This window comes from Pseudogulbenkiania sp. NH8B (assembly GCF_000283535.1).
Lineage (GTDB): Bacteria > Pseudomonadota > Gammaproteobacteria > Burkholderiales > Chromobacteriaceae > Pseudogulbenkiania > Pseudogulbenkiania ferrooxidans.
Genome location: NC_016002.1, coordinates 862,101 through 880,195, shown reverse-complemented (window position 1 = coordinate 880,195; position 18,095 = coordinate 862,101). Strand labels below are relative to the sequence as shown.

Sequence of the window (18,095 nt, the reverse complement as noted above, 5' to 3'; positions counted from 1 at the left end):
TCAAGCCAGCCCCAAGCCGGCAACACCCCACGCCATGAGGCGAGCGGTGCCCGGCAGCTCAGAAAAACAGCCAGGTCAGCCCCACAAACAGCGGCAGCAGGATGACGCCCGACCACAGCAGGAAGCCGAAGAACCCGGGCATCGCCACCCCGCGCTGCTCGGCGATCGCCTTGACCATAAAATTGGGCGCGTTGCCGATATACGTCATCGCCCCCATGAACACCGCACCCATCGAAATCGCCAGCAGCGTCTGCGGCAACTCCTTCATCAGCAGCTGGGCATCGCCAGCGGCGAGGTTGAAGAACACCAGGTAGGTCGGCGCATTGTCGAGGAAACTCGACAACAGCCCGGTCAGCCAGAAGTACATGGCATTCACCGGCATGCCGTCCTCGCCCGAGACCAGCGCCACCAGCGCCGCCAGATGCCCGTCGCTGCCGGCACGCAGAATGGCGATGGCGGGCCCGATGGTGATGAAGATGCCGGCAAACAACTTGCCCACCTCGAGCATCGGCGCCCAGTTGAAATCGTTGCCGGCGCGCACCTGGCGCGGGGTCAGCGCCAGCGAGAGCAGCGCGATCAGCAGCAGGATCAGGTCGCGCACCGCGTTCTGCAGCTCAAGCGGCGTGCCGAGAACGTCGATGCTCAGCCCCGGCTTCCAGAGGCCGGACAGCAGCACCGCCCCGACCACCCCGGCGATCAGCAGGAAATTGAACTGGCCGTACAGCTTGAGCGGCGTGTCCGGCGACGGGTCGCGCGGCAGCACGCCCTCCTTGCGGTAGTAGTAGCTGTCCACCAGGTAGAACACGGCCAGCAGCGCCAGGGCCGCCGCCAGCACCGGCAGCCCCATGTGCCGGATGGTCCAGAAGAAATCCACCCCCTTCAGAAAGCCGAGGAACAGCGGCGGGTCGCCCAGCGGCGTCAGCCCGCCGCCGACGTTGGCCACCAGGAAGATGAAGAACACCACCACGTGCACGTTGTGACGGCGATTATCGTTGGCCTTGAGCAAGGGGCGGATCAGCAGCATGGCCGCGCCGGTGGTGCCCATCACCGACGCCAGCAGCGTACCGACAGCCAGCAAGGCGGTATTGAGCCGGGGCGAGCCGTGCAGGTTGCCCCACAGCAGGATACCGCCCGACACCGTGTAGAGCGCCAGCAGCAGCACGATGAAGGGCAGGTATTCGGCCAGCAGCGCATGCACGACCAGGGACGCCATGCTGCCTGGGCCGAAGGCCAGGGTGAACGGCAACAGGAACAGCACGCTCCACAGCGCCGTGATCTTGCCGAAGTGGTGATGCCAGAGCCCTGGAGCAAAGATCGGGAACAAGGCAATCGACAGCAGGATGCCGCAGAACGGCAGCGCCCACAGCAGGCTCAACGAAGCGCCGTCGAGCTCGGCGGCCTGCGCCAGCGCAGGCAACAGCGACAGCAAGGCAGACGCCAGCAGTTTCCGGGTCATCGTATCTCCTGGAAAAAATAAAGACTCCCCGGCCCTGAATCAGTCTTGGGCGAGGAAGGTGAAGGTGAATGCCCCGGAGACAACGATGCCGCTGTCCGGGCAGAAGGCCGCCGTCGGCCAATGAAACCGGCGCACAGGCCGCACGGTGCCGTGCCTTGAGTCCGGCCGCCCAGGCGGAAGAAAGTTCCGCACCGCACAGGCGCAACGGTCGCCGGCACTTCAGGCAATCGGCTGCTCCGCTCCGCTTCCCCGTTCCGCCACGGCGGTGACGTCGTAACAGCGGACGGTATTGCGTCCCGCCTTCTTGGCCCGGTACAGGGCGATGTCGGCGTGCTTGAGCAGCTCGTCCCGGGTTTTCTGCTCCCCCAGGAACAGACTGATGCCGATGCTGGGCGAACTGCGATACGGCTGGCCCTTGAGCACATAGGGCTGGTTGAGCGCGATACGGATCTTCTCCGCCACACGTTCGGCCTGGAAAGCCGCGGGCAGCAGTTCGCCACCCAGCCGCTCCAGCATCACCACAAACTCGTCACCGCCGAGACGGGCCACGGTATCCTCCTCGCGCACCGCCTCCACCAGCCGACGGGCCACCTCGACCAGCAGCACATCGCCAACGTCATGCCCAAGGGTATCGTTGAGCGCCTTGAAATGATCCAGGTCGATGAACAGCACGGCGCCGTGGCTGTGCTGCCGCGCACTCTTGGCAAACGCCTGGGCCAGGCGGTCGTGCAGCAAGCGGCGGTTGGCGAGACCCGTCAGTGGATCGTAGAACGCCAGGCGGTGGATTTCCGCCTCGGCCTGCTTGCGTTCGGTCACATCCTGGAACGTCACCACCGCCCCGCTCAGCCGTCCCGGCTCCCCGATCGGCGACACCGTCAGCATGGCCGGGAAACCACGGCCGTCCCGACGCAGGAACCACGCCTCGCAGCCCCGCCGCGGCAAGCCGTCCGCCAGGGTTTGCTGCACCGGACACGCGTTCGGCCGTTCATCGGCCGCCTGCTCCGGGTGCCACCAAGGAGGCACCTGGCCGATCAGTTCGTCGGCACTGTAACCCAGCATGCGCTGTGCGGCCGGATTGATGAAGGTGAGGCGTTCCTGCTCGTCGAGGCCGTAGATGCCCTCGCCCGCCGCCATCAACAGCAGCTCGTTGCGCTGCGACAGGCGCTCGATCTCGCGCTGGGCGTTGCGCTCCTCTGTGACGTCCCTGCTGATGACGATCAGCCCCTTGCGACGGCCATCGCTCTCGAAAATCGGCACCTTGCGCACCTCGAACTGGTGCAGTCGCCCTTCGGCGTCACGCAGTTGCTCCTCGAACAGGCATAACTTGCCGGCCTGCCAGGCCAACTCGTCGTCGCGTTGACAAGCCGAGCTCAGCTCGCCGAATTCGGGCCTGGCGGCCCCCAAGGCCGCATCGGTGATGCCCAGCCACTCGTTGCCCTGCAACTGGAACAGGCGCCGCGCCGGGCCGTTGGTAATCAGCCAGCGGCCGGCCCCGTCCTTGAAGAAGATGGCGTCGGGCATCGCCTCGATCAAGCTGCTCAGGCGCTCCTGGCTGCTCTTGATCTCGGCTTCGGCCCGGCCGCCTTCCGCCTGCAAGGCGGTGATCAAGAGCCCGATCAATACCAATGCCACCATAAAGGCCCACAACAGCATCAGCCCCTGGTGCACATCGTTCAGGAAAAACGGTCCGCGCCCGTGCGCCGTACCCCAGGTCGCGATCGCCGACAACAGCAGCGCCGCCAGCGAAGCCCCGGTGACGCCAAAGCGCAAGGCCGCCCAGACCGCCAGCGGCAGCGTGAGGAAGACCAGGGGCAGCGCCCCTGTGCCCTGCCTGGCATTGAGGATGAAGGCGCCCCAGGCCACCAGCAACGTCACCAGGCACCACACCGCCAGCTCGGAGCGGCGACAGGAGAGGGACTGCCGGCTGCTCCGGCTGATGGTGAGCAGCAGCGGGCCGGCCAGCAGGATGCCGACGGTGTCGCCCAGCCACCAGGTGAGCCAGGCCCTGCCGGCGAGTTCAGCGGGGACCAGCCCGGTCAGCCACAGACTCGCCACTCCGCCGGAGGCGGTCAGCAGCATGCCGCTGCCGGCTCCCAGGACAAACAGGGCGACATCCTTCTGGCGGTCGAAAGTACGGTGGAAATCGAGACGCTGCAGCAGCCACCAGGTGGCGAGCGGCCCCAGGGTATTGCCGAGGGAAATGCTACCCGCGACCAGCCACGACGAACCGATCGAGAGGTTGACCAGCAACGCGCCAAGCCAGACCCCCGGCCAGTAGCGCGCCCCCCAGCGCACCAGCGCGGCCACGGCAATGCCGGTCGGCAGCCAGACCAGGGTGATGTTGGAACCGATATAGGGAATGGCCAGGCCGAGACGCCCGCTACCGACGTAGGCGCCGACGAGCAGCAACAAGCGCAACACGGCTTGCCCCCGCTCACTTGGGCCGGGGGCGGGAAAGGGTAATGACGCGGTGTTGGACACGAAATGGCTCTACGCAGGGGGTTGCCTGGCACGGGGTGGCAGCGCCGTATCAGAGTTTCAGACGCATGCCGGAGACAGCATGCCTGCGGCCCAGCATACCATGCGCTTATTTCCTTCGGGGGAGGAAATCCCCCTCAGCATCAGGGTTATCGGTGCCGAAAAACGGGTTGGCACGGCCGCGAAGCCATGCCACACCCGGCTTAGTGATGCTTCTGAATGAACTCGATCTTGTAGCCGTCGGGGTCCTCGGCAAAGGCGATCACGGTGTGGCCGTGCTTCATCGGGCCCGCCTCGCGCACCACCTTGCCCCCCTTGGCGCGCACCATGTCGCAGGCGGCGGCGGCATCGTCCACCTCGATGGCGATGTGGCCATAGGCGTTGCCGAGCTCGTAGCTGTCGGTATCCCAGTTGTGGGTCAGCTCCAGCACGGTGTGCGCTGACTCGTCGCCGTAACCGACGAAGGCCAGGGTGAAACGGCCTTCGGGGTAATCGTTGCGGCGCAGCAGGCGCATGCCCAGCACCTCTTGATAAAACGCCAGGGAACGCTCGAGATTGCCGACTCGCAGCATGGTATGCAGCAGACGCATGATGTTTTCCTTCCGTAGAAATCAGATCAGCCGAACGCGAACAGGGTATCGCCGTGTTGCTTCAGCCATTGCCGCGCCGTGCGCCAGTGCGGAAACAGCCGTTCGGTTTCCGACCAGAACGCGGCGGAGTGGTTCATGTGCACCAGATGCGCCAGTTCGTGCGCCAGCACGTAGTCGAGAATGTGCGGCGGCGCCTGCACCAGCCGCCAGTTGAGGCGGATGGCGCCGCTGGCGGAACAACTGCCCCAGCGCGTGCGGGCCGAGGACAAGGAGAGCGAGGCCGGCTGGCGGCGGCTATATCGAGCCACCTCGGCGAGCCGGGAGGGAAACCGGCGCGCCGCCTCGCGCTTGAGCCAGGCGGCGACGGTGGCATCGAGCCGCTCGCGGTCATGCGCTGCGACCCCGGCCACCTGCAGGACCCGGCCGTCGATGCGCGCCGCCGGACGCTGCCCGGCAACATGAACGATGTCGAGCGGCTCCCCGGCCAGACGCAGTTGCCGCGGCTGCGCCGCCAGTTCGGCACAACGCCTTTGTTGTTCCAGCCAGTGCAGGCGGATCCAGTCGCGGCGCTTGTCCAGGACCGCCTGCAGCAGGCTCATCGGCACCGCCGGGTGGGCGATCAGTTCGACCCGCCCTCCGCGCACGCGGATGCCGATGCTCTGGCGCGCGCGGCGGATCAGCGCAACCGGGATGTTGCCTTCAGGCAGGCTGAGAATCACCGAGCCGCCGCTTGCGCTGGTCGGGGTGGGCGAACGGACCGACGCCGCCGATTTCCAACTGGCGAGCCTCGATCCACTCTTCCGCCTCGCGCGTCATCGCCGCCGAACTCTTGTCCTGCGGCAGGATAGGCTTGCCGATCACCACGGTGATCTCGCCGGGAAACTTGCGGAACGAGTTCTTGGGCCAGAACTCGCCGGCGTTGAGCGCCACCGGCACCATCGGCACGTCGAACGCCTTGGCCATGCGCGCCGCGCCCTGCTGGTAGCGGCCCGGCATGCCCGGGGGCGTGCGCGTGCCTTCCGGGAACACGGCAATCCAGTAGCCCTTGGCGATACGCTGCCGGCCCTGCTCGACGATCTGCTGGCTGGCCTTGGTCTTGGCCGAGCGGTCGATGGCGATGGTATCAAGCAAGGCGAGGCCCCAGCCGAAGAACGGAATCCACAGCAGCTCCTTCTTCGCCACGAACACCTGCGGCGGGAAGATCGCCTGCAGGGCCAGCGTCTCCCAGCCCGACTGGTGCTTGGAGCAGATGATGGACGGCGTGTCGGGGATGTTCTCGGCGCCGACCACCTTGTAGCTCAGCCCGCAGACGTGCTTGAGCAGCCACAGCAACCCTTTCACCCAAGCCTGGGCGAAGCTGTGGCGCACGCGGTGCGGCGCGACGCAGCCCAGCAGGATCAGCAGGAAGCAGAAGGTCGTCAGGAAGGCAAGGCCCACCCAGTAGACCAGGGTACGAATCCAGATAAACATTACGGCGCTATGCCCTCGTGAAAAACAGTCAGTGATGCGTTTGGATCAGGTATTCGGCAGCGTCGTAGAGGTCGTCGAACACCAGCGTGCCCTCGGGCAGACCGCCCTTCTCGAAGGTCTTTTCACCCTTGCCGGTCTTGACCAGGATGGGCTGGCCGCCCATCGCGGCGATCGCCTCCAGGTCGCGCAGGCTGTCGCCAACCATCGGCAGGCCATCGGGCTTGACGTTGAAGCGCTCGGAGACTTCCTTGACCATGCCAGGCAGGGGCTTGCGGCACTCGCAGTTGTCGTCCGGGGTATGCGGACAGACCACCACGGCGTCGATGCGTCCGCCGGCCTGGTTGACCAGGCGGTGCATCTTAGTGTGCATGGCGTGCAGCGCGTGCAGGTCGAACAAGCCGCGACCGATGCCCGACTGGTTGGTCGCCACCACGATGCGCCAGCCCGCCTGGGTCAGGTTGGCGATGGCCTCCAGGCTATGGTCGAGCGGCTCCCACTCCAGCGAGTTTTTGACGAAATCGTCGCGATCCTTGTTGATCACGCCGTCACGATCCAGGATGACTAGTTTCATGGCAGGTTTTTTCTGTCGGTAAAACGGCCAAAGGCGTGGACCCGCCAGCCGGCCGGTCCACGCCACGCGGTGGCAGACTCAGTCGGCCAGCAGCGAGATGTCCGCCACGCGGTTAAACAGCTCGGCCAGGCGCGCCAGGAGCGCGATGCGGTTGGTACGCACCGCGCTGTCGTCGGCCATCACCATCACGCCGTCGAAGAAGGCGTCGACCGGGGCCTTCAGGCTGGCGAGCTGCGCCAGCGCACCGGCGAAGTCGTGCGCGGCGAACTGCGCATCCACTTGCGGCGCCAGCTGCTGCACGGCGCCATACAGCGCCTTTTCGGCGTCTTCGGCCAACAGCGCGGGGTTGACCACACCGACTTCACCCTCGGCCTTCTTCAGGATGTTCTTCACCCGCTTGTTGGCCGCCGCCAGCGTGGCGGCTTCCGGCAACTGCTTGAACTGGGCCACGGCGGCCAGCACCGCGCGTACCTCGTCGAGACGGGTCGGTTCCAGCGCCAGCACGGCGTCGATTTCGTCCACCTTGTAGTCGGCGGCGAGGAAGTTCTTCAGGCGCTCGAGGCAGAACGCGAATACCTCGTCGGCCACGCTGGCCGACAGCTTGTTAGCCGGGAACGAATCGTGGGTGTCGACGATCAGCTGCTTCAGGTCGAGCGGCGTATCCAGCACCATGCGCAGCACGCCCAGCGCGGCACGGCGCAGTGCGAACGGATCCTTGTCGCCGGTCGGCACCAGGCCGATGCCCCAGATACCGACGATGGTTTCCAGCTTGTCGGCCAGCGCCACGGAGAGCGCCACCGGACCGTGCGGCAGGCTGTCACCGGCGAAGCGCGGGTGGTAGTGGCCTTCGATGGCGGCGGCCACCGCGTCGTGCTCGCCGTCATGACGGGCGTAGTACATGCCCATGATGCCTTGCAGTTCGGGGAACTCGCCGACCATGTCCGACACCAGGTCGGCCTTGGCCAGGAAGGCGGCACGGCGGGCGTCGTCGACGTTGGCGCCGAGCTTGCCGGCGATGGTGCCGGCCAGGTTCTGCAGGCGTTCGACGCGTTCGAGCTGGCTGCCGATCTTGTTGTGGTAAACCACGTCGGCCAGGCGCGGCAGACGCGATTCGAGGCGGACTTTCTGGTCCTGCTCGAAGAAGAACTTGGCGTCAGAGAGACGCGCGCGCAGCACGCGCTCGTTGCCGTGGATGATGTGCGACGGGTCAGCCGCCTCGAGGTTGGATACCAAGAGGAAGCGGTTCATCAGCTTGCCGTGGGCGTCCAGCAGCGGGAAGTACTTCTGGTTCTGCTGCATGGTGAGGATCAGGCATTCCTGCGGCACCTTGAGGAATTCGGCTTCGAAGCCGGCCTCCAGTACCACCGGCCATTCCACCAGTGCAGTCACCTCGTCGACCAGCGCCTGCTCGGCGGCGATCACGGCACCGAGCTTGGCCGAGGCTTCGGCCAGGCGATGGCGGATCAGTTCGCGGCGCGCCTCGAAACTCGCCACCACCTTGCCCTGCTCGTACAGCACGCGGGCATAGCTATCGGCATCGGGCAGCGTCACTTCACCGGCGGACAGGAAGCGATGGCCCAGCGTGGCGCGGCGGCTCTCGAGCCCCAGCACCTCGCCCGCGATCAGCTCGCTGCCATGCAGCAACACCAGGCCGTGCACCGGGCGCACGAACTGGTGTTCGGAATCGCCCCAGCGCATCAGCTTGGGTGCCGGCAGCTTCTTCAGCGCCAGCGCGACGATGTCGGACAGCACCGCGGAGAGCGGCTGGCCGGCCTTGACGCTGCGGTAGGCGTAGACGTCCTGTTTGCCGTCGCTCATGGTGGAGAGTTCGCTCACCTCGACGCCGCAGGAGCGGGCGAAACCGGCCAGCGCCGGGGTCGGCTGGCCATCCTTCATGCCGGCGGCGACCGCCGGGCCTTTCTTGACGATGGTCTGATCCGGCTGCACCGCCAGCACCGCGGGCAGGGTCAGGGCCAGGCGGCGCGGCGAGGCGAAGACGTGGGCGCTGGCGTCGGCGGCGACGAACTGCAGTTTTTTCAGTTCGTCGGTGATGGTCTGGGCAAAGCTTGCCGCCAGCTTGGGCAGGGCCTTGGGCGGCAGTTCCTCGGTGAGGAGTTCGATCAGCAGGGTCGGGTTCATGGTCTGTTGGATTTCTTGCTGGAAGCGGTTTTGCCGGCGGTGCAGACGACGCGCATCATGGCATCGGCCACCGAATTTTCATAAACAGGTTGCCAGGTCCAGCTGTAGCGCGGCAGCGGGTACAGCGTCGACCAGACGTGGCGGTTGGACGCCGTGTAGTAGGCCGAGGAGACGAAGGCGTACCGGTACTTGGCACAATCGGCGTAACCGGTGGTACGGCGGATGTGGAAGTTCACGTCGTAGCCTTTTTCGTACTGGCGCTCGGCAAACCGCTCCTGGTTGACGAAATGGATCAGCCCGTCTTCGCGCCAGATGGACGCCAGGTCCACCGCCAGTTCGAGCGCCTCGCCCTGGCGGTACACCGACCAGTCGGCGAGCGGCGCCGCCTGCGCGGACAGCGCGAGCGTGGCAAGACAGAGTCCGACCCACGTCTTCATGGTCAGGCCTTCTGGCACATCGGGAAACCCAGCGCCTCGCGCGAGTCGTAGTAGGCCTGAGCGACCTGACGGGCAAGGTTGCGGATACGTCCAATGTAGGCGGCGCGTTCGGTCACCGAGATGGCGCCGCGCGCGTCGAGCAGGTTGAAGGTGTGGCCGGCCTTGAGGATGGTCTCGTAACCCGGCAGCGGCAGCCCGGCGTCGAGCAGGCGCTTGGCTTCCGCCTCGTAGTCGGTGAACTGCTGGAACAGCAGCGCGACGTTGCTGTGCTCGAAGGCAAATTTGGACTGCTCGACTTCATTCTGCAGGAACACGTTGCCGTAGCTCAGCTCGCGGCCGTCCGGCATGCGCGCCCACACCAGGTCGTAAACGTTCTCGACGCCCTGCAGGTACATCGCCAGACGCTCCAGGCCGTAGGTCAGCTCGCCCAACACCGGCTTGCACTCCAGGCCACCGACTTGCTGGAAGTAGGTGAACTGCGTCACTTCCATACCGTTGAGCCACACTTCCCAGCCCAGGCCCCAGGCGCCCAGCGTCGGGTTTTCCCAGTCGTCCTCGACGAAGCGGATGTCGTGCACGGTCGGATCGATGCCCAGTTCCTTCAAGGAGCCGAGGTAGAGATCCTGCAGGTTGGGCGGCGACGGCTTGATCACCACCTGGTACTGGTGGTGCTGGAACAGGCGGTTGGGGTTCTCGCCGTAGCGGCCGTCCTTGGGGCGGCGCGACGGTTGCACGTAGGCGGCCGCCCACGGCTCGGGACCCAGGGCGCGCAGGAAGGTGGCGGTGTGCGAGGTGCCGGCACCGACTTCGGTATCGTACGGCTGCAACAGTGCGCAGCCCTGACGGTTCCAGTAGTTCTGCAGCGTGAGGATGATTTCCTGGAAAGTGAGCATGTCGCGTATCACGAGTGAAGGGTAAAGGCCGATTCTACCGATTACCGTGGAGCGGGAAAAGCAAACGGCAGGCCAAAACGGCCTGCCGTGCGCAGGAAATGGGGTTGGCGTGAAAAAATGCTGTCCAGCTAATGCATAAAGTTTGGACTCATCCCGACACAGAAAGGGGCTAGCCCGTCGTTGCAGCAAGGCAGCGCCATGGCAATACACCTCCCGGCGCGGCCGATCCGCCCTTCCGTCGCGCCGTCTGGATGGCGGACGGCGAGGTCTTAAGCCGCCGGCTGTTTGAGTGCCGCGACGTTAGCGCGGCGCGAGTTCCGGCGGCGCCTCGCCGGCCGGCAGCCAGGCGGACAGTCGCGGCGGCGGGCTCGCCTTGGGAGCGTCAAGGGGCTTGGCGAGACAAGCCCCTCGACCCGCCGGCCGGGCGGGACCGGCAACGCCGACATGGCAAACAACGCGGGCAACAGTCTTCGGCATGGCCAGGCATAAGCAAGTGCATTGCATCCCCCGGCAGAGCCGGCTGTGCCGACTTCTACTACACCCCCTGCCAGTCGAGAATCACCTTCCCGCTCTGCCCAGACAGCATCGCGGCAAAGCCCTGCTCGAAGTCGTCGACCTTGAAATGGTGAGTGATGATCGGGTCCAGATTCAGCCCGGACTGCAGCAGCGCCACCATCTTGTACCAGGTCTCGAACATCTCGCGGCCGTAGATGCCCTTGATCTCGAGGCCCTTGAAGATCACCTGGTTCCAGTCGATGGCGGTGTTCTCGGGCGGAATGCCGAGCAGCGCGATCTTGCCGCCGTGGTTCATGGTTTCCAGCATCTGACGGAAGGCCTGCGGGTTGCCGGACATTTCCAGACCGACGTCGAAGCCCTCGGTCATGTGCAGCTCGCCCATCACCGTCTTCAGGTCCTCGGTGGCGACGTTGACGGTGCGGCTGGCGCCCATCTTGCGGGCCAGTTCCAGGCGGTAGTCGTTGACGTCGGTGATCACCACATGGCGCGCGCCGACGTGGCGGGCGATGGCCACCGCCATGATGCCGATCGGGCCGGCGCCGGTGATCAGCACGTCCTCGCCGACCAGGTTGAAGCTCAATGCCGTATGCACCGCGTTGCCGAACGGGTCGAAGATCGACGCCAGGTCGTCGGAGATGTCGTCCGGGATCGGAAAGGCGTTGAACGCCGGGATCACCAGGTACTCGGCGAACGCGCCGGGACGGTTCACGCCGACGCCGATGGTGTTGCGGCACAGGTGGCGGCGCCCGGCGCGGCAGTTGCGGCAGTAGCCGCAGGTGATGTGGCCTTCGCCGGAAACGCGCTGGCCGAGCGTGAAGCCCTGCACTTCCGAGCCGATGCCGGCGACCACGCCGACGTATTCGTGGCCGACGTGCATCGGCACCGGGATGGTCTTCTGCGCCCACTCGTCCCAGTTCCAGATGTGGATGTCGGTGCCGCAGATGGCGGTCTTGGAGATCTTGATCAAGAGATCGTTGTGGCCGATTTCCGGCACGGGAACGTCGGTCATCGACAGGCCGCGTTCGGCTTTCAGTTTGGCAAGCGCCTTCATGGTGTCATCCTGTGGCGAGGGCGGCCGAAGGATCGCTTCGACCGGCCTTTAAGGCCGATCCCGTCTGGCGGCTGTAGCGCTCGGGATCGGCACGGGAGTCATTCGAAAATCAGCGGATCACGCCCAGTTCGCGGCCGACCTTGATGAAGGCCGCCACGGTCTGTTCCACCTGTTCCGGGGTGTGGCCGGCCGACATCTGGGTGCGGATGCGCGCCTTGCCCTTGGGCACCACCGGGTAGGAGAAGCCGATCACGTACACGCCTTCGGCCAACAGCGCGGCGGCCATTTCGCCGGCCAGCTTGGCGTCGCCCAGCATCACCGGAATGATCGGGTGCTGGCCGGGGATCAGCGTGAAACCGGCGGCGCTCATGCCGTGGCGGAACAGCTCGGCGTTGCGCTTGAGGCGGGCGCGCAGTTCGGCACCTTCGCTGCTCTTCAGAATCTCGAACACTTTCAGGCTGGCGGCGGCGATGGCCGGGGCCAGGGTGTTGGAGAACAGGTAGGGACGCGAGCGCTGGCGCAGCAGGTCGACGATGGGCTGGCGGCCGGAGACGTAGCCGCCGGAGGCACCGCCGAGCGCCTTGCCCAGGGTGCCGGTGTAGATGTCGATGCGGTCGGCGACGCCGCACAGGTCCGGGGTGCCGGCGCCGTGTTCGCCGATGAAACCGACCGCGTGCGAGTCGTCCACCATGACGATGGCTCCGTAGCGGTCGGCCAGTTCGCAGATGCCCTTGAGGTCGGCGATGATGCCGTCCATCGAGAACACGCCGTCGGTGACGACCAGCTTGAAGCGCGCGCCGGCGGCGTCGGCGGCCTGGAGCTGGGCTTCCAGGTCGGCCATGTCGTTGTTCTTGTAGCGGAAGCGCTTGGCCTTGCACAGGCGGATGCCGTCGATGATCGAAGCGTGGTTGAGTTCGTCCGAGATCACGGCGTCTTCTTCCGACAGCAGGGTCTCGAACACGCCGCCGTTGGCGTCGAAGCAGCTGGAGTAGAGGATGGTATCGTCGGTGCCGAGGAAGTCGGCGATGGCTTTTTCCAGGTCCTTGTGCACCTGCTGCGTGCCGCAGATGAAGCGCACCGAGGCGCAGCCGTAGCCGTAGTCGTCGAGCCCCTGCTTGGCCGCGGCGATCAGGCGGGCGTCGTCGGCGAGACCGAGGTAGTTGTTGGCGCAGAAGTTGAGCACGTGGTGGCCGTTGGCCAACGCGATGTCAGCCCCCTGCGGGCTGGCGATGATGCGCTCGGGTTTCTCGAAGCCGTCGGCGCGGATTTGCGCCAGCGTCGCCTGCAGGTGGGCGAGGTAGGTATGGTTCATCGTGCACGTTCCCTGTGTGGTCGGCGTGGGGCCGGGCGGGATCGCCGCCATCCGGCCGTCATCGTTCTGACCCCATTCTAGACCAGCGTCGCGGCCATGATCAGACACAGTTGCCGGCGATTTGGCCGGGGTGGCTGTCACTGTCCGGGGCGGCGCCGGGCGACCCCGATGCGATGGCCGGCGAGGCAGGACGGTGTCGACCCGCCAAAACAAAACCCGCCACACGGGCGGGTCGGGAACGAAACGTTGGCCGAAGGCTCAGCGCTTGAGCAGGCGTGCGGCGTCGAGCGCGAAGTAGGTCAGGATGCCGTCGGCGCCGGCGCGCTTGAACGCCAGCAGGCTTTCCATCATGCACTTCTCTTCGTTCAGCCAGCCGTTCTGGAACGCGGCCTTGAGCATGGCGTACTCGCCCGACACCTGGTAGGCGTAGGTCGGCACGCGGAAGGTGTCCTTGATGCGGCGGATCACGTCGAGGTAGGGCATGCCCGGCTTGATCATCACCATGTCGGCGCCCTCCTCCAGGTCCATCGCCACTTCCTGGATCGCCTCCTCGAGGTTGGCCGGATCCATCTGGTAGGTGGACTTGTCGGCCTTGCCGAGGTTGGCCGAAGACCCCACGGCGTCGCGGAACGGGCCGTAGAACGCCGAGGCGTACTTGGCCGAATAGGCCAGGATCTTGGTGTGGATGTGGCCGGCCTCCTCCAGCGCCTCGCGGATGGCGCCGATGCGGCCGTCCATCATGTCGGACGGGCCAAACACGTCGGCGCCGGCCTCGGCATGACAGAGCGCCTGCTTGATCAGCACCTCGATGGTTTCTTCGTTGAGCACGTAGCCCGCTTCGTCGATGATGCCGTCCTGACCGTGGATGGTGTACGGATCGAGCGCGCCGTCGGTCATCAGCCCCAACTCGGGGAAGCGCGCCTTGAGTTCGCGCAGCACGGTCGGCACCAGGCCTTCCGGGTTGTACGCCTCGGCACCGGCGTTGTCCTTGCCGGTCTCAATCACCGGGAAGATCGACAGCATCGGGACACCGAGCTCCAGCGCCTGCTCGGCGGTGTAGAGCAGCTTGTCCAGGCTCTGGCGCACCACGCCCGGCATCGAGGCCACCGCCTCTTCCCGGTTGGCGCCTTCCAGCACGAACACCGGGTAGATCAGGTCGTTGGCGGTGAGCACGTTCTCGCGCATCAGGCGGCGCGAAAAATCGTCCTTGCGCATGCGGCGCAGGCGCGTAGCGGGAAAGAAACGGTTGGCGAAAATCATCGTGATTCGAGTCCTGTCGGAACGTGGCAAGGCGCCCGGGGTGGCGGCGGGCACGCAAAGGCGCTAGCTTAACAAGCCCGCCGCCACCCGACCAGCCGGCGGGGAGAACAGGCTGTTCAGCGCGGACGATCCGTGTCCTTCTTCGGGCCCTCGGCCTCGTTCTTCTTTTCTCCGGCAGCCGGTGCCGGCTTCTTGCCCCAATCGTCGTCCTCGTCCTCTTCCTCGTCGTCGAATTTGTACGGCTGCGGCACCACGCCCGGCGGCAGCTTGATCGGCGGTTCCTTGTGCGCCAAGCGCGCCAGGGTGCCGATCACCGACACCAGCGGCGCCCCGATCACCACCACCCAGAACCACGTGCTGTGAAAGATATCCATGCTTCGGCCAACCTCTTGTCCGTGCCGGCATGCGCCGGCGAGTGATTTCGATATTTTCATTTTACGCCGAGTTGACCGCTCGCTTCCGTCTCGCGTAGGGATGGTTTGCAATGCGGCTTGCCGGTAGAATTCCGCGACAGGAGATGGCATGCCTCCTTGTAACCGCCCTCGGGGCTGATGATGCCTACACGGATTCCTCGACAGGCAGGAGGTGTAGGTACGTATCCGACAGCCCGCCGCCTGTCCAGGTTTGTGCCTCCAGCCCACACTCACTGAACACGCATGAAACACGCCCAACGTCCCGAGCAGATCGACCTGCTGCCCTACCTCGGCAAATGGCTGCTGCTGGCTAGCGCCGTCGCCGCGCTCGCCGGCTCCGCTTCCGCCTTGTTCCTGTTCGCCCTCGACTGGGCCACGACCACCCGCGTCGCGCAGCGCTGGCTGATCGCGCTGCTGCCGTTGGCCGGCTTCGGCGTCGGCTGGCTCTACCTGCGCTTCGGGCAGCGCGTCGAGGCCGGCAACAACCTGCTGATCGACGAGATCCACGACCCGAAGAGGGTCATCCCGCTGCGTATGGCGCCCCTGGTACTGGGCGGCACCGTGCTCTCCCACCTGTTCGGCGCCTCGGTGGGGCGCGAGGGGACGGCGGTGCAGATGGGAGGGGCGCTGGCCGACCAGTTCACCCACCTGTTCAAGCTGCGCCACGAGGATCGCCGCATCATCCTGATGGCGGGCATCAGCGCGGGCTTCGCCTCGGTGTTCGGCACACCGCTGGCCGGTGCCATCTTCGGGCTGGAAGTGCTCGCCATCGGCCGGCTGCGCTACGACGCCATCCTGCCCTGCATGGTGGCGGCGATCGTGGCCGACCAGGTCGGCCTGTTGTGGGGCGTGCATCACACCCACTACGTCATCCCCTTCATCCCGCCGCTATCGGCCTGGGGGCTGACGGCGACGGTGATCGCCGGGATGCTGTTCGGCCTCACCGGCAAGGTCTTCGCCGACCTCACCCACGGCCTGGGCGGCTGGATCAAGCAGCGCATCGGCTACGCCCCGCTGCGACCGCTGCTGGGAGGGATGGTGATCGCCGCCGCCGTTTACCTGCTGGGCGCCGACCGCTATATCGGGCTTGGCGTTCCGACCATCGTGGAAGCCTTCCAGCAGCCGCTGGCGCCATACGACTTCGCCGCCAAGATGGCCTTCACCGTCGCCTCGCTGGGCAGCGGCTTCAAGGGCGGCGAGGTCACCCCGCTGTTCTACATCGGGGCGACGCTGGGCAACGCCCTGGCGCCGCTGCTCGGCATGCCCCTGCCCCTGCTGGCCGGCATCGGTTTCGTCGCGGTGTTCGCCGGCGCCGCCAACACCCCGATCGCCTCGACGCTGATGGCGATGGAACTCTTCGGCAGCGAGGTCGGTGTCTACGCCGGCATCGCCTGCGTGGTGAGCTACCTGTTTTCCGGGCACACCGGCATCTACCGCTCGCAGCGCGTCGGCCATGCCAAGCACCGCGACACGCCGGAGGGCATCAAGCTGGGCGAGTTGCCCGCCTACCGCCAGCAGGCGCTGCAGCGCGCGGCCCCGCCCTCCGTCCAGCCGGGTGAGGACAACGCGCGCCACTGAAACCCCTCGCCGCGCCGCCCCCCTTTACCGCACGTCTTGCCCTACGGGGCAGGACGGCGCTCGACTCCCCAGCCCTGATAGCACGACGCCGGGGCGCTTCTCCCCGGCCTGCCCTACCCCATTTCACCCTCTCCTTATGGTGTGGCGGGCGCGCTTCGCCACGCCCGCAGGTGGCTACGACACGGAGCCCTTTCAGAGCCGCCACCGACAAAATGCAAATTGCAACATAACCTGCAAAGTTCAAAAATTTAAGTTTTTTATACTAATAAAATAGAAATATATAGTGAAAAATTTACGATATTAGTTTTTATACTATGCCTTCTCGCTGGACACCAATTCCAGCGAACAAGACCGCATCGAGCGCCCACCTGCGCTCGCCCGGTCCATAACAAGCAGCCGCTCAGTGCTGCACGAAATAAGGCGGCGCCGCGGCCAGATCGGCCCGGACGCCCTTCCCCGCTCAAAGATGGAGAAACCTGATGCAGAACCAGCAAGACCACTTGCACCGAGGCCTCGAAGAGAGGCATATCAACCTGATGGCGCTCGGCGCCGCGATCGGCGTCGGCCTGTTCCTGGGATCGGCCAGCGCGATCAAGATGGCCGGCCCGGCGATCATGATCTCGTACGCGCTGGGCGGCTTCGCCATTTTCCTGATCATGCGCGCGCTGGGCGAAATGGCGATCCACAACCCGGTCGCCGGCTCCTTCAGCCGCTACGCGCAGAACTACCTCGGCCCCTTGGCCGGCTACCTCACCGGCTGGAACTACTGGTTCCTGTGGATCGTCACCTGCATGGCCGAAATCACCGCGGTCGGCGTCTACATGGGCGTGTGGTTCCCGGACGTGCCGCACTGGATCTGGGCGCTGTCGGCACTGGTGCTCATGGGCTCGGTCAACTTCATCGCGGTCAAGGCCTACGGTGAATTCGAGTTCTGGTTCGCGCTGATCAAGATCGTCACCATCGTGCTGATGATCATCTCCAGCCTCGGCATGATCGTGTTCGGCTTCGGCAACGGCGGCATCGCCACCGGCATCGCCAACCTGTGGACGCACGGCGGCTTCATGCCCAATGGCGTCAAGGGCATCCTGATGTCGATGCAGATGGTGATGTTCGCGTATCTGGGCGTCGAGATGATCGGCCTGACCGCCGGCGAAGCCAAGAACCCGAAGAAGACCCTGGCGCGTGCCGTGGACTCGGTGTTCTGGCGCATCCTGATCTTCTACGTCGGCGCGCTGTTCGTGGTGATGTCGATCTACCCGTGGGACCAGATCGGCACCAGCGGCAGCCCGTTCGTGATGACCTTCGAGAAGATGGGCATCCCGGCCGCCGCCGGCATTATTAACTTCGTGGTGCTGACCGCCGCGCTGTCCTCGTGCAACAGCGGCATCTTCAGCACCGGCCGCATGGTGTACAACCTGGCGCAGCAAGGGCAGGCGCTGCCGATGTTCGCCAAGGTGGGCAAGAACGGCGTGCCGAACGCCGCCGTGCTGATCTCGGTGGTGATGTTGCTGGGCGGCGTGCTGCTCAACTACCTGGCGCCGAAGGAAGTGTTCACCTGGCTCACCGCGATCTCGACCTTCGGCGCGATCTGGACCTGGGCGATCATCCTGCTGTCGCAGCTGAAGTTCCGCCGCACCCTGAGCCCGGCACAGCTGTCGGCCCTCGAGCATCGCATGCCGCTGTTCCCGTACGGCTCGTACATCGCGCTGGCCTTCCTGGTGCTGGTGGTGGGCCTGATGGCCTACTTCCCGGACACCCGCATCGCGCTGGTGATCGGCCCGGGCTGGCTGGTGCTGCTGGTAGTGCTCTACTATGCCCTGGGCTACCACCGCCAAGGCGGCGAACCGGCACTGAAGACCGCGCGCCAGTCGGCGTAAAGCGCTCCCCGGCAAGAAAAACGGCGACTCATCGAGTCGCCGTTTTTTTATCGC

15 protein-coding genes and 1 riboswitch are annotated in these 18,095 nt (G+C 65.7%); of the genes, 2 read left to right on the top strand and 13 right to left on the bottom strand.

The window, feature by feature from the left end; genetic code table 11:
• Nucleotides 1–58: 58 nt before the first annotated feature.
• From NH8B_RS04165 to NH8B_RS04105, 13 genes are all read right to left on the bottom strand, one after another.
• Nucleotides 59–1,456: a sodium:proton antiporter gene (locus NH8B_RS04165; RefSeq protein ID WP_014086148.1), complete on the bottom strand. Its 1,398-nt coding sequence runs from the start codon at nt 1,454–1,456 to the stop codon at nt 59–61.
• Nucleotides 1,457–1,675: 219 nt separating this feature from the next.
• Nucleotides 1,676–3,877 (bottom strand): sensor domain-containing diguanylate cyclase, encoded by a 2,202-nt coding sequence (locus tag NH8B_RS04160; RefSeq protein ID WP_014086146.1) that lies wholly within the window; start codon nt 3,875–3,877, stop codon nt 1,676–1,678.
• A 260-nt stretch (nt 3,878–4,137) separates the two neighbouring features.
• Complete coding sequence (gene gloA / locus NH8B_RS04155) at nt 4,138–4,524, bottom strand: lactoylglutathione lyase (RefSeq protein WP_014086145.1); 387 nt, start codon at nt 4,522–4,524, stop codon at nt 4,138–4,140.
• A 26-nt stretch (nt 4,525–4,550) separates the two neighbouring features.
• A complete protein-coding gene (locus tag NH8B_RS04150; RefSeq protein WP_014086144.1) occupies nt 4,551–5,243 on the bottom strand; it encodes a M48 family metallopeptidase in 693 nt (230 codons plus the stop codon).
• Entirely contained in the window at nt 5,224–5,994 is a 771-nt protein-coding gene (locus NH8B_RS04145; RefSeq protein ID WP_014086143.1) for a lysophospholipid acyltransferase family protein, read from the bottom strand. The genes NH8B_RS04150 and NH8B_RS04145 overlap by 20 nt, the downstream gene beginning before the upstream one ends.
• Nucleotides 5,995–6,022: 28 nt before the next feature.
• Nucleotides 6,023–6,565: a D-glycero-beta-D-manno-heptose 1,7-bisphosphate 7-phosphatase gene (gene gmhB / locus NH8B_RS04140; protein WP_014086142.1), complete on the bottom strand. Its 543-nt coding sequence runs from the start codon at nt 6,563–6,565 to the stop codon at nt 6,023–6,025.
• A 78-nt stretch (nt 6,566–6,643) separates the two neighbouring features.
• A complete protein-coding gene (glyS, locus tag NH8B_RS04135; protein WP_014086141.1) occupies nt 6,644–8,704 on the bottom strand; it encodes a glycine--tRNA ligase subunit beta in 2,061 nt (686 codons plus the stop codon).
• Nucleotides 8,701–9,141 (bottom strand): surface-adhesin E family protein, encoded by a 441-nt coding sequence (locus NH8B_RS04130; protein ID WP_014086140.1) that lies wholly within the window; start codon nt 9,139–9,141, stop codon nt 8,701–8,703. Before NH8B_RS04130 ends, glyS begins: the two co-directional genes overlap by 4 nt.
• Before the next feature lie 2 nt (nt 9,142–9,143).
• Nucleotides 9,144–10,034: a glycine--tRNA ligase subunit alpha gene (gene glyQ, locus NH8B_RS04125; protein ID WP_008953232.1), complete on the bottom strand. Its 891-nt coding sequence runs from the start codon at nt 10,032–10,034 to the stop codon at nt 9,144–9,146.
• A 535-nt stretch (nt 10,035–10,569) separates the two neighbouring features.
• Nucleotides 10,570–11,601, bottom strand: a complete 1,032-nt coding sequence (tdh, locus tag NH8B_RS04120) for an L-threonine 3-dehydrogenase (protein ID WP_014086139.1) — start codon at nt 11,599–11,601, stop codon at nt 10,570–10,572.
• A 109-nt stretch (nt 11,602–11,710) separates the two neighbouring features.
• Nucleotides 11,711–12,913, bottom strand: a complete 1,203-nt coding sequence (locus tag NH8B_RS04115) for a glycine C-acetyltransferase (RefSeq protein WP_014086138.1) — start codon at nt 12,911–12,913, stop codon at nt 11,711–11,713.
• A 258-nt stretch (nt 12,914–13,171) separates the two neighbouring features.
• Entirely contained in the window at nt 13,172–14,173 is a 1,002-nt protein-coding gene (gene hemB / locus NH8B_RS04110) for a porphobilinogen synthase (protein WP_014086137.1), read from the bottom strand.
• 116 nt (nt 14,174–14,289) lie between these two features.
• The gene (locus tag NH8B_RS04105; protein ID WP_014086136.1) at nt 14,290–14,547 is read right to left on the bottom strand and encodes a hypothetical protein; all 258 of its coding nucleotides are present in this window, start codon (nt 14,545–14,547) and stop codon (nt 14,290–14,292) included.
• 130 nt (nt 14,548–14,677) lie between these two features.
• A riboswitch (Fluoride riboswitch) is annotated at nt 14,678–14,741 on the top strand.
• Between the two features lie 88 nt (nt 14,742–14,829).
• Here NH8B_RS04105 and NH8B_RS04100 point away from each other — a divergent pair.
• Nucleotides 14,830–16,164: a voltage-gated chloride channel family protein gene (locus NH8B_RS04100; RefSeq protein WP_014086135.1), complete on the top strand. Its 1,335-nt coding sequence runs from the start codon at nt 14,830–14,832 to the stop codon at nt 16,162–16,164.
• Between the two features lie 479 nt (nt 16,165–16,643).
• Complete coding sequence (locus NH8B_RS04095; protein WP_014086134.1) at nt 16,644–18,041, top strand: amino acid permease; 1,398 nt, start codon at nt 16,644–16,646, stop codon at nt 18,039–18,041.
• Nucleotides 18,042–18,095 lie beyond the last annotated feature (54 nt).